Annotated in this window: 15 protein-coding genes; 5 read left to right on the top strand and 10 right to left on the bottom strand. The window is 70.5% G+C overall.

The genetic code is table 11. The features are described from left to right. Positions 1 to 14: 14 nt before the first annotated feature. Positions 15 to 662: a GntR family transcriptional regulator gene (locus tag C1746_RS14900; RefSeq protein ID WP_116715318.1), complete on the bottom strand. Its 648-nt coding sequence runs from the start codon at positions 660 to 662 to the stop codon at positions 15 to 17. Between the two features lie 32 nt (positions 663 to 694). Beyond that, positions 695 to 1,600, bottom strand: coding sequence for a glycine betaine ABC transporter substrate-binding protein (locus tag C1746_RS14895; protein ID WP_162867786.1), 906 nt, complete (start codon positions 1,598 to 1,600; stop codon positions 695 to 697). 80 nt (positions 1,601 to 1,680) lie between these two features. Here C1746_RS14895 and C1746_RS14890 point away from each other — a divergent pair, with 80 nt between their 5' ends. Continuing rightward, positions 1,681 to 2,613, top strand: coding sequence for a hypothetical protein (locus C1746_RS14890; RefSeq protein WP_116715316.1), 933 nt, complete (start codon positions 1,681 to 1,683; stop codon positions 2,611 to 2,613). A 5-nt stretch (positions 2,614 to 2,618) separates the two neighbouring features. Here C1746_RS14890 and thiE read toward each other — a convergent pair whose 3' ends face one another. Genes thiE through thiO form a run of 5 tightly spaced genes read right to left on the bottom strand, consistent with a single transcriptional unit; the run spans position 2,619 to position 5,946 of the window. Then, the gene (gene thiE / locus C1746_RS14885) at positions 2,619 to 3,248 is read right to left on the bottom strand and encodes a thiamine phosphate synthase (protein WP_116715315.1); all 630 of its coding nucleotides are present in this window, start codon (positions 3,246 to 3,248) and stop codon (positions 2,619 to 2,621) included. After that, a complete protein-coding gene (locus tag C1746_RS14880) occupies positions 3,235 to 3,708 on the bottom strand; it encodes a hypothetical protein (protein ID WP_116715314.1) in 474 nt (157 codons plus the stop codon). The genes thiE and C1746_RS14880 overlap by 14 nt, the downstream gene beginning before the upstream one ends. 24 nt (positions 3,709 to 3,732) lie before the next feature. After that, entirely contained in the window at positions 3,733 to 4,569 is an 837-nt protein-coding gene (locus C1746_RS14875) for a thiazole synthase (RefSeq protein ID WP_276309984.1), read from the bottom strand. Next, positions 4,566 to 4,778 carry a sulfur carrier protein ThiS gene (gene thiS, locus C1746_RS14870; RefSeq protein ID WP_116715313.1) on the bottom strand — a complete coding sequence of 71 codons (213 nt, stop codon included), beginning with the start codon at positions 4,776 to 4,778 and terminating at the stop codon, positions 4,566 to 4,568. Before thiS ends, C1746_RS14875 begins: the two co-directional genes overlap by 4 nt. 10 nt (positions 4,779 to 4,788) lie before the next feature. Beyond that, positions 4,789 to 5,946 carry a glycine oxidase ThiO gene (gene thiO / locus C1746_RS14865; RefSeq protein ID WP_116715312.1) on the bottom strand — a complete coding sequence of 386 codons (1,158 nt, stop codon included), beginning with the start codon at positions 5,944 to 5,946 and terminating at the stop codon, positions 4,789 to 4,791. A 62-nt stretch (positions 5,947 to 6,008) separates the two neighbouring features. Here thiO and C1746_RS14860 point away from each other — a divergent pair, with 62 nt between their 5' ends. Next, positions 6,009 to 6,740 carry a response regulator transcription factor gene (locus C1746_RS14860; RefSeq protein WP_276309983.1) on the top strand — a complete coding sequence of 244 codons (732 nt, stop codon included), beginning with the start codon at positions 6,009 to 6,011 and terminating at the stop codon, positions 6,738 to 6,740. 5 nt (positions 6,741 to 6,745) lie between these two features. Then, positions 6,746 to 8,212 carry a sensor histidine kinase gene (locus C1746_RS14855; RefSeq protein WP_116715310.1) on the top strand — a complete coding sequence of 489 codons (1,467 nt, stop codon included), beginning with the start codon at positions 6,746 to 6,748 and terminating at the stop codon, positions 8,210 to 8,212. 20 nt (positions 8,213 to 8,232) lie between these two features. Here C1746_RS14855 and C1746_RS22120 read toward each other — a convergent pair whose 3' ends face one another. Then, positions 8,233 to 8,592 (bottom strand): hypothetical protein, encoded by a 360-nt coding sequence (locus C1746_RS22120; protein WP_162867785.1) that lies wholly within the window; start codon positions 8,590 to 8,592, stop codon positions 8,233 to 8,235. Positions 8,593 to 8,616: 24 nt separating this feature from the next. Here C1746_RS22120 and pknB point away from each other — a divergent pair, with 24 nt between their 5' ends. After that, positions 8,617 to 10,710, top strand: a complete 2,094-nt coding sequence (gene pknB, locus C1746_RS14845) for a Stk1 family PASTA domain-containing Ser/Thr kinase (RefSeq protein WP_162867784.1) — start codon at positions 8,617 to 8,619, stop codon at positions 10,708 to 10,710. On the opposite strand, the gene C1746_RS14840 is transcribed toward pknB, so the two are convergent. Beyond that, complete coding sequence (locus tag C1746_RS14840) at positions 10,653 to 12,392, bottom strand: ABC-F family ATP-binding cassette domain-containing protein (RefSeq protein WP_116715307.1); 1,740 nt, start codon at positions 12,390 to 12,392, stop codon at positions 10,653 to 10,655. The genes pknB and C1746_RS14840 overlap by 58 nt on opposite strands. Positions 12,393 to 12,405: 13 nt before the next feature. Then, positions 12,406 to 13,272: an NADase-type glycan-binding domain-containing protein gene (locus C1746_RS14835; RefSeq protein WP_162867783.1), complete on the bottom strand. Its 867-nt coding sequence runs from the start codon at positions 13,270 to 13,272 to the stop codon at positions 12,406 to 12,408. 76 nt (positions 13,273 to 13,348) lie between these two features. On the opposite strand from C1746_RS14835, the gene C1746_RS14830 reads away from it, so the two are divergent. Further along, complete coding sequence (locus tag C1746_RS14830; RefSeq protein WP_162867782.1) at positions 13,349 to 13,876, top strand: hypothetical protein; 528 nt, start codon at positions 13,349 to 13,351, stop codon at positions 13,874 to 13,876.

Here is a 13,876-nt window from a genome sequence, read left to right as displayed (position 1 = left end):
CCCTGTCCATGAGCTCAGGCGGTCTCGGCGATCCCGGCCATGCGCGTCGCCACGTCGACCAACGTCGGGCGTGACCGGGTGATGTGGTGGATCGCCGCGTCCAGGTAGGCCTGCTGGTCCCCTGATGTCGCGAGTTCGAGCAGCCGCGCGTGTTCTGCGACCTTGTCCGGTTCCGGGGAGTAGCGCGCGGCCGTGGTGAGGAGAAGCCGCATCTCTCCGGCGAGTTGTGCGTGGAAGGCGCCCACCCGCTCGGAGCCGATCGACATCACCAGTGCGCGGTGAAATGCCTCGTCCGCGGCGGCTGCAGCTCGCCAGTCCTTGCCGCGAACGGCGACCTCGAGGTCGGCCAGGGCACGCTCGGCCTCCGCGGTGTCCCCCACCCCGACCGTGGCCACGTGGCGCTCGATCATGACCCGTGCGTTGATCAGGTCCTCGACGTCGGCCGGGGTGTGCCGGGTGACCTCTGATCCCCGATGGTGCTGCTGGGACACCAGGCCCTCGGAGACCAGCATCCGGATCGCCTCGCGGACCGTCGAGCGGCCGACGTCAAGCCGTTCGGACAGCGCAACCTCGCGGAGCGAATGCCCGGGCGCCAGGTCCCCATTCAGGATCTCACCGCGAATGGCCTCGGCGACCTGATCGGTCAGGCTCAGACGTTCCACGTCTTGGACCGTACCGCCTGGAGATCCGATTCCTACTGATCCGATTCTCGCGCGTCGAGGAAGGCGACCGCCACGGCGTCGGGCGCCTCACCCAACTCGACTGCCGCATTGAGGTTGGCCAGATCGTTCTCTCCCAGCAGTCGACCGAGATCGGTCAAGGCATCACGGGGGCCGGGCTGGTCGGCGCGCCCACCCTCGACGAGCACGGGTGAGAGCACCTGGGCCGGGAAGACGCCGAGGTCGTCTCGGAGGGCCGTCAGGCCGAGTGTTCGCGCCAGACCCGACCCCTGGGTGGACAGGGCCGTCTGACAGGTCCCGTCGGCGATGCCGCGCAGCGCCGCGTCCTCGACCATGGCGCTGGTGGTCACCGACTGGGCGGAGATCGCGTAGCTGTCAGCGAGGTAGGCGTAGCCCGAGGGCGCGGCCAGGTACTCGGGGTCGGCGCACAGCGCGCCACTGCCATCCGCCAGCGCGCCGGCCAGCCAGGAGAGGGTCGGATCGGTGTCGGGCGGCACCGCGCCCGCTGGCACGAAGAACGCCAGGCGGACGTCGATCTGCGGGGGGCCCAGCCACTCCAGGCCGTTCTCCGCCTCCTCGGCAGCAACCGCCTCGAAGGACTCGAGGGGGTCGACCGGGGGTGCCAGGGCCCCAAGGGACAGCGCCCAGGCCGCACCCGAGTAGTCCCAGTACACATCGACCCGCCCGGCCAGCGCCTCGTCCCGTACGTCACGACTGTCCCCCAGCTCCGGGACGATCTCAGCGTCGATGTCCTTGCGGGACAGGACCTCGGCCGTCAGGGCCGCCAGGATCTGCTGCTCACCCGTCGACCCGGCCCCGATGCGGATGGGCGGCTCCTGCTGGCCGCCCTGACAGGACGCGGCCACGCAGACCAGGGCCAGGAGGAGACCCAGGGCACGACCCGCCGCTCGCTGCTTCACGTCACCCAAGTCTGACACGATGGACCGGTCGGTTGCCCATGGCTGACGACCGTGGAGTGCGCGAGTTAGGCTCGGGCAGGATGGATCGACGCCAGTTCATTCGAACCGCCACTCTCGCCGCCACCACGGGCCTCGTCGCCACTGCGTGCGGCGGTGCCGCGGACGGTGAGAGGGCTGAACTCCCGCCCTCCAGCGACGACCAGGCCTACTTCGTGCAGTTGGCCTCCTTGGAGTTGCTCACCGGCCCGGAGCGGTGGCTCGCCTTCGGGCTGACCAACAGCGACATGTCACCGCTGGCCGAGGACCAGGAGGTGGACATCTACCTCCGGCGCGTGGCCACCACCCCGGACGAGACCGGCGAGGTGATCGCCGGCCCGCTGACGCCGACCTTCTCCCCCGCTGTCGACACCGGTCAGGGTGTCTACTACCTCCAGACCGCCCTCGAGGAACCGGGGCTGTTCGAGATCGTCGCCCTCACCGAGTCCGGTTTCGGGGTCAACGCCATCCAGGTCGTGGACCCGAGCAACTCACAGGTCCGCAGCCCAGACGAGGGCGAGCCGCTGATCCCAGGTGCCATGGCCGTGAGCGCCCAGACGGCAACCGTCGAGGAGGACCTCGGCGTCTTCTCGCTCTGCACCCAGGATCCACCGTGCGGGATGCACGAGGTGAGCCTCGACGAGGCGCTGGCGGCGGGTCAGCCGGTCGTGATGATGTTCGCCACACCCCAGTTCTGCCAGACCGCGGTCTGTGGGCCGTCCGTAGCCACCCTCGAGACCATCCGCGAGGAGGAGGACTGGGGCGACGTCGCCTTCATCCACTCCGAGATCTACGCGGAGGAGCCGACCGGCGGGGCCGTGGCTGGCGTACCCGTCGTGCCGGCGGTGGCCGACTGGGGGCTGCCGACCGAGCCGTGGCTGTTCACCATCGGAGCCGACGGCGTGATCGTGGACCGCCTGGACGGGCCGATGCCGGTCGAGATCCTGCGGGACCTGGTCGGGAACCTGACGGCGTAGCCCAGCTACCGCAGCATCCCGGTGAGGGTTGCGGCGACCGTCTGCGGGTCGGGCGCCTCGGTGAGGGCCCGGACCACCACCAGTCGAGTGGCGCCGGTCTGCAGCACGGCGTGGGCGGTGTCCGGCGCCATCCCACCGGTCACGAACCACGGCCGGTCTGCCACCGTGGCCGCATGGCGCAGCGGCTCGAGCCCGATCCCCGGCCGTCCCCGCTTGGTGGGCGTGGCGCTGACCGGGCCGACCGCGAAGTAGTCGCAGGGTTCGGTCAGGGCCTGATCCACCTCATCCTGCGAGTGGGTCGAGCGGCCGATCAGGACCGCCTCGCCGACCAGGTCCCGGACGGCCCGGGGCGGCAGATCGTCCTGCCCGACGTGGACACCGTCAGCAGCACCCTCGAGCGCCACGTCCGGGTCGTCGTTGACGACGAACAGCGCCTCGTGACGGTCGCAGGCCTCGCGGAACAAGGGACAGGCAGCCACCTGCTCCGCCCGTTCGGCGTTCTTGTCCCGTAACTGCACGATGTCCACGCCCCCCGCGAGGACGGCATCGAGGAACTCGGGCAGGTCGTCCCGCAGTGGCGTGCAGAGATACAGGTAGGCGTCCGCCAGACGAGCGGCGCGGTCAGCGGGGTGCATCGGGGTTGGTCGTCTGACTCTCGTCCGCGGCCGGGTCAGGCTGGACCGGGTCCAGACGCTGCGTGTCGTCCAGCTCCGGTTCGTCGGTCGAGGCAGCGGAGCCCGTGGCCGCGGCAGCGCTGACGGCGTCCGCCTTGTGGAGCAGCCCACGGCCCTCGAAGCGGCGCGGGGACAGCCCGACGTCGGGGCCGGCCAGTCGTTCCCCGCGCTGCCCCGCCCGGTCGGCACCACCGAGCGCATGGATCGCGGTGACGGCTGCTCCCGACAACAACGCCACCAGCACGAAGATGCCGCCCCAGCGGCCCATCAGTGCGAAGGTGAGCCCGTTGATGGCGCCGTCGACGACGCAGCCGAGCAGCGCCAGCGCAGCCGAGACGACCACCGCTGTCTGCAGCCGGCGCGGGACCTGGGTGAAGTCGACCAGGGCGTCGGGTTCGGACTCCGCGGGGTTGGACGCCATCGCCGCCACCGTAACGCGGAGATCTCAGGAACGCGTGCGACTGGAGTCCGGTCCGCGGTCGAAGCCCATCTGGCCGTAGTCCGGCGAGGACGCATCGGCATACAGCCGCTCGGCGATCCGGCCCGCCAGGTAGGCCTTGCGGCCGGCCGACACCGCCTCCGCCATCGCGCCACCCATCAGCACCGGATCCTTGGCCCGGGTGACGGCGCTCGCGCACAGCACGGCGGCGCAGCCCAGCTCCATCGCCTGGGTGGCGTGAGAGGCCGTCCCGATCCCCGCGTCGAGGATCACGGGGACGGAGGCCTGCTCGATGATGATCCGCAGGTTGTAGCTGTTGCGGATGCCGGCACCTGATCCGATCGGGCCACCGAGCGGCATGATTGCGGCGCAGCCCAGCTGCTCCAGCCGGTGGGCGACGACCGGGTCGTCACCGCAGTACGGCAGGACGATGAACCCCTCGTCCACCAGCGTCTCGGCGGCCTCCAGCAGCTCGACCGGGTCGGGGAAGAGCGTCCGGTCATCACCGATGACCTCGAGCTTGATCCACGTCGTGTCCAGCGCCTCGCGGGCCATGCGGGCCACCATCACCGCCTCGTGGGCCGTGTAGCAGCCGGCGGTGTTCGGCAGCACCTCGATGTCGCGAGCACGGATGACGTCGAGCACCGAGCCCTGCGCGGCCGGGTCCAGCCGCCGCAGGGCAACCGTGGTCAGGGCGGTGCCGGAGGCGGTCAGCGCCTCGCCCAGCACCTCGTGCGACGGCGCTCCGCCGGTGCCCATGATCAGCCGGGATCCGATCTCGTGACCTGCGACGACGAAGGGATCCGGATCGCCGTCGGCCATCACCGGCACGCCGTCGCTCATCGGGCGCCGCCTTGGACGGCCGTCAGCACCTCGACCCGCTGGTCATCCAGCACCGGGGTGTCCGACCAGGCCGCACGTGGCACCACCACGCCGTCGACGGCAGCCGCGACGCCGGGCCGCGACGGGTCGTGTCCCAGTCGCGACACGACATCCGCAAGGGTCGATCCGGCGGCCAGCACCGTCTCCTCACCATTGACCAGCACCATCATGCGGCCCAGCCTACGCAGATGCGGTCGTCGCAGACGAGGGGGTGAAGCGCGACGGCGAGAAGGCACCGACCTCCACGTCCGCGGCGGGAGTCGCCTCCGTCAGCAGACCCGTGACGATCTCGGCAGTGATCGGGCTGAGCAGTACGCCGTTGCGGTAGTGACCGACGGCGGCGATCACGCCGGTCGTTCCCTCCACCCAACCGATGAGCGGCGCGTTGTCCGGGCTGCCGGGCCGCAGGCCCGCCGTCGTCTCCACCAACTCGCACTCGTCGATTCCGGGCATCAGCTCCCAGGCGGCCCGGAGAAGATGGGACACACCGCCGGCCGTGACCGTGGTGTCATGGCCCATCTCCTCCACGGTTGCACCCACCACGATCCGGCCGTCAGGACGGTTGACGATGTAGCAGTCGAGGCCGCGGATGTTGGCAACGGCGAGCGGTCCGTCGTGACTGCGCAGGTGCAGCAGCTGCCCCTTCACGGGACGGATGGTCGGCAGCTCCAGCGTCGGGGTGTGCAGTGCCGCCGTTCCGGCCCCCGAGGCGAGGACGACCGATCGCGACTGCACGTCGGTCCCGTCATCGAGCCCGACCGTGCAGATCCCGGCCGCGGACCGCCCCTCGACCGAGGCGACGCGCCGACGATCCATGATGATCGCGCCGTGCCCAGCCACCAGCTCGAGCAAGCCGGTCACCAGGGCCCGGTTGTCGACCTGATGGTCCCCGGGCACGCGGATCGCACCCCGGGTGGACGGTGCCAGCGCCGGCTCGGCCCGCCTCGCGGCACGACTCCGCAGCCAGCTCACCTCGAGTCCCAGGTCCTCGTGGGTCTGCAACAGGCGGCGGAGCTCGGCGGCATCGTCGGCATCGCGGGCGACGAGGAGCGAGCCACAGCGCTGGTAGCCCACATCGATCCCCTGCTCGCCAAGCCGCTCGGCCCAGGCCGGCCAACGCCGGGAGGAGGTTGAGTTGAGGGCCAGCAGTGCGGTCTCGCCGTAGTGCATCTCCGCAACCGGTGCCAGCATGCCGGCAGCAGCCCACGAGGCGCCCCGTCCCGGCGCGGGATCGACGAGCCGCACGGTCAGGCCGGCGTCGGCGCACCACAGCGCTGTGGTCAGCCCGATGGCGCCAGCGCCGACGATCGTGACATCGACCACTGCCTGCGCATCCACCGACCCACGGTATCGGGCGCCTCCTCAGAGATTCCACAGGCCCGCATGGCACGCTTGCGCACGTGTCATCGTCCGCAGCCTCATCGACCTCGCCCTCGTCCCCGGCGGGGGTCATCGACGTGCTCGTGGTGGACGACGACGCGGCGATCCTCTCCTCGCTCAGTCGCGCCCTGCGGCTCGAGGGCTACGACCCGCGGTTGGCCGCCGGCGGCCTTGCAGCGCTCGAAGCGGTCAAGCAGCAGCCGCCGGCGCTGGTGATCCTGGACGTCGGCATGCCGGACGTCGACGGTGTCGCCGTGACGCGACGGCTTCGGGCCGACGGCTTCGACATGCCGATCTGCATCCTCTCGGCCCGCGACGAGATCACCGACCGGGTTGCCGGCCTCGAAGCCGGTGCGGACGACTACGTGGTCAAGCCCTTTGCCCTGGAGGAGCTGCTGGCCCGGATGTCGGCACTGCTGCGCCGCGCGGGCCACACCGCCGACTCAGCGTCCGAGGTGCTCCAGGTGGCCGACCTCCGCCTCGACCCCGCACGCCGCGAGGTCAGCCGGGACGGCGTCGAGATCGAGCTGACGCGCCGCGAGTTCGAGCTGCTCCACACGCTCATGACCCACGCGGACCGGGTCCTCTCGCGTGCTCAGCTGCTCGAGTTGGTGTGGGGCTACGACTTCGCCGCGGACGGCAACGTCGTCGACGTCTTCGTCGGGTACCTCCGCCGCAAGACCGAGGAGGGTGGCCGCCCCCGGCTGATCCACACCAAACGTGGCGTCGGCTTCATGTTGGCCGAGAGGTAGCGCGCGTGGGTGCCCCCCGAAGCCTCCGAGGTCGGGTCGCGCTGGTCGCGTGTCTCGTCGTCGGTCTGGGATTCCTCCTCACGGGAGCTGCGCTGCAGGGCGCTGCCGCGCGACAGGCCCGTGAGCGCTTCGACGACGAACTGCGGGACCGACTCTCGGCCGTGCTCGACGAAGCATGGACGACCGCTCGACCGGACCTCGACGGCGGCCCTCCCGCTGGTCCGAGACCATTCGGCCTCGGCCCGGCAGGGCTGCCCGACATCGACGACGAACGTCTTCAGCCGCTGCGTGATGTCGCGGACCGGACCCTCGGTCGGGGGTTCTTCCTCTCCCTGTCGTTCCGGGACCGGATCCTGGCGACGCTGGGGGACGAGCCCGCCAGTGGTCCACCGGGTGGCAGCGACGGCACCATTGCGGACTTCGTCGACGAGGACGGCCGTCGCTGGCGGGTCCTCACGCACGAACTGCCGGGCGGACGGGTCGCCGTGCAGTTGGGAGGCGATGTCCAGGCGTTCGTCAACGAGACCGTGCAGGGCTTCCGCCGGCTCGTGGTCGTCCTGGGCAGCATCGCCACGCTGGCAACCGGCCTTGCCACGGCGTGGGCTGTCGGCCGCGCCACCCGACCCATGAGTCAGCTGGTCGAGGCCACGCAGACCGTCGCCGCCACCCAGGACCTGTCCCGGCGGGTGACGCCCGAGTCTGCTCCGCTCGAGATCCGCGAGGTCGCCGACAGCTTGAACGCCATGCTCGAACGCCTCGAGCAGGCGGCGGAGGCGCAGGCCACCGCCCTGCACGGCGCCCGGCGGTTTGCAGCGGACGCAGGTCACGAGCTGCGCACGCCGCTGACCGCCATGCAGACGACCCTTGACTCGCTGGTTCGAAACCCCGATGCCCCGGAGGAGGTCCGACGTGAGGGTCTGGTCGAGGTGGCCGGGGAGACACGACGGCTGAGCGAGCTGCTGGCCAGCCTGCAGCTGCTGGCACGGATCGATGCCGGTGCCGGTGAGGCCCCGCAAGCCGTGGACCTCCTCGAGATCGTGGAGGACGCGGCCACCGCGGCTCGGGAACGATGGACGGATCTGCTGGAGCCCCCCGAGCTCCGGGTGAACACCGGGGCGGCCGATCAGGTGGTGGTGACCGGTCTCGGGCCGTGGCTCCGCAGCGTCGTGGACAACCTGCTGACCAATGCAGCGGTGCACGGGCGCCCCGGCGGGGTGATCGATGTCCACGTCCAGCAGCGAGATCGGGTGGTGCACCTGCTGGTGGACGACGACGGGCCGGGCATCCCGCCGGCCGACCGTGCGGCGGTCTTCCACCGCTTCCACCGCGGCGCAGACGCCGACGACCGGCCGGGGCACGGCCTCGGCCTGTCGCTGGTCGCCCAGCTGGTCGCCCTGCACGGCGGAACCGTCGAGGTGGAGGATGCACCGCTGGGCGGTGCGCGGATGCACGTCCAGCTGCCGCTGCAGTGAGCGCCCCGGTCGACCTCGCGTCAGAGCGACGGATCGGAGAGATCGAGGCCGCGCATCTGGTTCTCCAGCCGCTGGACCTCGACCGCGACGGCCTCGAGGTCCCTGGCGATCTTCACGTCGTACTGCGGGAAGAGGATCTGGAAGGACGTCTCGGCCGCGCCGATCTGCCAGCCGACGCTCTCGCAGAACTCACCCAGGTCGAACTCCCAGGTGAACAGCAGCTCAGCCCCGTCGTCGTGGATCCACTCGGTCAGGAAGCGATTGGGCCGTCGCGCGTACTGGACCGTCCCCTTCCGGTCGGCCTGGACCGGCTGGAATCCCAGTGAGGCGAGCTCCTCCCAGAACGGATCGATGTCGTCTTGGTCAGCAGGAGATGCCACCGGGCCAACCTACACTGGCGCGGCGTGAGCACCTCCGTCCCGGAAACCTCTGACACCGACCGCCCGGCCGCCTCGGATGCGCCGTCGGACGGCTCGAGGATCCTGGCGGGTCGATACCTGGTCGGCAAGCGCATCGGCGCCGGCGGGATGGCCACCATCGTCAGCGCCCGGGATCGGCAGATGGACCGCGACGTCGCCATCAAGGTGCTGCACCGGCATCTGGCCGGCGATCCACAGATCCAGAGCCGGTTCAAGGCCGAGGCGCGGCACGCGGCGTCCCTGACCCACCCCAACATCGTCGCTGTCTTCGACCAAGGCCAGTCGGACCTCCCCTACATCGTGATGGAGATGGTGGCCGGTCCGAGCCTCCGCCAGGTCCTCGGCCGTCACGGCCCACTCTCGCCGGAGCAACTGCTGGCGGTCATCCCGCCGCTGGCCGACGCTCTGCAGTCAGCACACGACGGCGGGCTGGTCCACCGCGACATCAAGCCCGAGAACGTCCTGATCACCCCGGAGGGCATCCCGAAGCTGGCCGACTTCGGCATCGCCCGCGTGATGGCCGCCACCAGCCACACAGCGACCGGCTCACTGGTCGGCAGCGTCCACTACATGGCGCCGGAACTCGTCGGCGGCATCGAGGCCACACCGGCCAGCGACCAGTATGCGCTGGCCGTGATGGCCTTCGAGTTGCTGACGGGCCGCAAGCCGTTGACCGGCGACACGCCGATGGCCATCGCCCTGCGCCATGCCAAGGAGTCCGTGCCGCCGCCCAGTCGCTACGCCCCCGAGGTGCCCGCGGCGCTCGACGCGGTCATCGAGCGAGCCACGCGTCACGACCCGACCCGCCGGTACCCGACCGTCCGGGCGATGGCGGCCGCGATGCTGGCCGCCGTCGGAGCTGATGCGCAGGAGGTGGCCACCACCCAGGACGACGGATCGATCCACACGCTGATCCTGCCGCCGGAGGCCTCCGAGACGATGGCGATCACCGCCACGGCTCTCGCTGAGCAGGAACGGGCCGAGCGCGATCTGGCGGAGCGACGCGGTCCGCGGGAGGAGCCTGGCACCGCGACGCGCATCAGCACGCCCGCCAGGCCCACGGCCGTCCGCCCCGCGGCTGTCCCGACCACCCCGCCGCCCCGCCGTCGGACGGGACGCCGGGTGCTGGTCGTCCTCCTGTGGCTGGTCCTGCTGGCAGGTCTGGGCGCCGGGGGCGGCTACGTGTACTGGGATCAGGTGGTTGCACCGGTCGCGGCGGTGCCGGACCTGCGGGGCATGGACAGCACCGAGGCACAGCAGCGCCTGAGCGACCTGGGACTCCTCTATCGCGTGCAGGGCGAGGAGAACCGCCTGGATGCCCCCGCGGGTTCGGTGATCGCGCAGGACCCGAGCGACGGGGAGCTGCGGGCCGGCAACACCGTGGCCGTCACCCTCTCCCTCGGGCCACTGGTGGTCGACATGCCCAGCTTCGAAGGCCGGACGGTGGAGGACATCGGGCCGGAGGTCCAGGCCAACAGCTTCGTGCTCGAGGATCCGACGGAGACGTTCGATGACGCCGTCCCTGCCGGACAGATCATCTCCCAGAGCCCTGAGGAGGGACTGCCCGTCGAGCAGGGCTCCGCGGTCTCCGTGGTCGTCTCTCTCGGCATCGAACAGGTGACCGTGCCGGACCTGGCCGGCCAGACCCAGGAGGCATCGGAGCAACTTCTCGCGGAGGCGCAGCTGACGCTCGGCGAGGTGACCACGACCTTCTCCGACGAGGTCCCCGAAGCTGGGCTCCTGGTCAGTCAGTCGCTGGATCCAGCGGTGCAGGTCGACAAGAACAGCCCGGTCTCGCTGGTGTTCTCCCAGGGACCGTTGACCATCGAGGTACCCGACGTGCGGGGACTCAGCCCTGACGAGGCCACGGCGGAGTTGGAGGCCCTCGGGCTCGTGGTCGAGCGGATCACCGAGGAGCAGCGCACCTTCGGTCCGTTCACCGTCACGGTGGCGAACGTGGTGCAGGGCTCGGTCCCCGAGCGCGGGGAGCCGATCCAGCGCGGCTCGACCGTCCAGATCTTCTACTTCACCGAAGCTGCTGTTGACGATGATGATGACGACGACGATGACGACGACTGAGCGGCGGGACGCTCGAGCCCTAACCCGACTTGGGGCACGACGGCTCCGTGGGTCGCCGCTGCAAGCCCATCCATCAGAACCGCCATCGCCGCCTCGAAGTCCGCAACGCCGAAGACGCGCCCGTCCTCACCGAGGTGCAGGTGACGGCTCATGCCACGAAGGAAGGTGCGGTCGTGCGAGACCGCCACGATGGCTCCGTCGAATCCGTCCAGGGCCGTCTCGAGCGCACGGCACGACTCGAGATCCAGGTTGTCCGTCGGCTCGTCGAGGATCAGCAGGTTCACGCCGGACAGTTCGAGCAGCAGGATCTCCAGCCGGGCCTTCTGACCGCCTGAGAGCGTCTCGTAGATCTGACGTGCGGTCCGGGTGAGTCCATACCGTGCCAGCGCCGCCATGCTCCGCTGCTCGTTACCGGTCGCATCGGTGACGACAGCCAGGGGTGTGCTGCCCGACATGGCGGGGTTGGTGGTGACCTGGGCGAAGTAGCCAGCGCGGACGCGGGCACCGAGCACCACCTCGCCCTGATGCGAGGGCTGGTCAGCGGCGAGTTCCCCGGCAGGCCGCGCGGCGGCGACCGTCCGGACGAGATGGGTCTTGCCGGTTCCGTTCGGACCGATCAGGCCGACCCGTTCGCCATGGTGTATCTCGTCGGAGAAGGGGTGGACCAGCCCGGGGATCGCCAGGCCGGTCAGGCGCAGCATGCGCTTGCCGGAACCGCTCCCCATCAGCTGCATCGACACCGTCTGGTCCGGAGCCGGCGGTGGCGGTGGCCCCGCCTCGACCCACTTCCTCCACCGCGTCTCGGCGGCATCGGCCTTGGAGGCCATGACGTCACTGATGGCGGCCCGCTGCTTCATCGTCTTGTAGAAGCGGAACAGGCGCCGCTCCTCGTCCTGCCAGCGCCGCAGCTCATCACCCAGGGACTGCTGACGCGCCTCCCGCGCCTCGTCGTAGTCGGCGTAGGTGCCGTGGTGGATCCACGCGCCGCCCGGCTCGAGTGTGATGAGCCGAGTCGGCGCCGTCGACAGCAGCTCGCGGTCGTGACTGACCAGCAGGATCGTCTGGTCGCTGTCGGCCAGCTGGCGCTCCAGCCGTCGCTTGGCCGGGATGTCCAGGTAGTTGTCCGGCTCGTCCAGCAGCAGCGTCTTGATCGGTGAGCCCAGCAGCACCTCGAGGACCAGGCGCTTGCGCTCCCCACCCGACAGCGTGGTGGCATCGCGCTGGGCGACCGCGTCGAAGCCCGTCCCGATGATGGTGCGGCTCGCGGCATCCCAGAGGGCCTGCAGCTCGTAACCACCCAGGTCACCCCACTCGCTCATGCGCTCGGCGAGTTCGAACCCCGCCTCGTCATCACCCGCGGCCAGTCGTCGCTCGGCGGCGAACATGGCGATGCCGATCTGGTCCAACGGCGCTGGCGCAAAGCGGCACAGCAGCTCCTGCACCGCCACCGCGTCCCCCTCGAAGCCGACCTCCTGCGGCATGTACCGCATGCTCCCCTGGACCTGGGCCTGGCCGTCGTCGGGCTGCAGTTGGCCCGCCAGGATCCGCAGCAGGGTGGTCTTGCCGACGCCGTTGTCGCCGATGAGCGCGGCGTGCCCACCGGGCGGTACGGCGAACGTCACGTCATCGAACCCACCGGTGTCACCGGGATGGGTGAAGCTGAGTTGGGCGACGCTGATCATCCGGCAGGACGCGCTACGGGGCGGCCTGGACCACGATCTCGCTGATCGCGAGGTCGGTGTACCGGTCTCCCGCGATCGCGTCCTCCACCACGACCCGGACGCGGTCGGTGACGACCGGCTCGGGCAGGTCGACCTGCTGGGGACCGCTGGTGTCCTCCAGGACGACGCGGAACTGCCGGTCGGCGACGTCGTCGGTGACCTCGATGCGGATGGCGGCTGCCCGGCCGTTCTCGTCGAAGCGGGTGTCGTCGCGCTGGTCGCCGTTCCACAGCAGGATCCGGCTGACGGAGACCTCGCTCGCCATCGTCACCTCCAACCACTGGTCCTGACCCGATCCGCTGGCCGCTTCGGTCCAGGCGGTCGCCGTGTCACCATCGATGGCCAGGGAGGCCGGGTGGTCCCCGAGTGCGCTGCTGGCTGAGGCCGCCTGGAGGGCCACGCCGGTCGGAATCGCCTCATCGTCCAGCGGTCCGAACCGGCTGCTCAGCAGACTGAGCATCACACCAGCGGTCACGAGCGCCGCGAGGATGACCAGGCTGAGGACGAGCGTGGGGACATCCCGGCGTTCCGGGCCGTCGGGTGAGGTCGCCGTGACCGGGGTGTCCAGCTCCTCCGGCAGCGCGTCCCCGCCGGGGATCTCGTCGCGCAGCGGTGCGCTGCAGACGGCGCACAGCGGACGGCTCTGGGCGTTGCCGGCTCCACAGACGTCGCACTCGACCAGCCGTGCGGCCTTCTGATCGGTCAGGTCGGCTGCAACCTCGGCTGCGGCCGTGAGCGAGCCGCCGCAGTTGGTGCAGAAGCGCTGGTCTGCCATGACCGGGGCATCGCAGTGCGGACACGCCGTCGCCCCGGCCGGTTCATCCTCTGAGACTGCAGACATCACCTCCAGCATCGCACGTGGAGCGGGCTCACGTTTCGCGGCCGACCGAGCGGATTCGCCGTACGGTCGATGGGTGATGGTGCGCCGCCCTGCCGTTCTCGCCGCTGCCCTGACCATGGTGCTCATCGGGTGTGCGCAGGCCGCTGACCCGGACCAGGCGACAGGGGACACGGCCAGTGCCGGCGGCATCGAGACGGTCGGCCCGTCAGAGGAGACGTTGCCGTCAGAGGAGGTGTTGCCGTCAGAGGAGGCGTTGCCGTCAGATGACGCCTCCGTGTCGGCGTCGGCCGAGCAGCTCCATCCGGACGTGGTGGATGCCGAGTTGACCGAGGATGGCGACGGCACCTTCACGGCCGCTGTCACCCTGTCGTCCCCCTACGACACGCCTGAGCGGTACGCCGATGCCTGGCGCGTGCTCTCGCCGGACCGGGAGGAGCTCGGCATCCGGCCACTTGCCCACCATCACGCGAACGAGCAGCCGTTCACCCGGTCACAGTCCGGCATCGAGATCCCCGAGGACGTGTCAGAGGTCGTCATCCAGGGCCGCGATCAGGCCAACGGTTGGGGCGGAGCCGAACTGACCGTCCCGGTTCCGGGACGGTGA

Origin of the sequence: Euzebya tangerina (assembly GCF_003074135.1) — a bacterium.
Lineage (GTDB): Bacteria > Actinomycetota > Nitriliruptoria > Euzebyales > Euzebyaceae > Euzebya > Euzebya tangerina.
The sequence above is the reverse complement of the archived record's forward strand: the minus strand, read 5'-3'. Positions and strand labels throughout refer to the sequence as shown.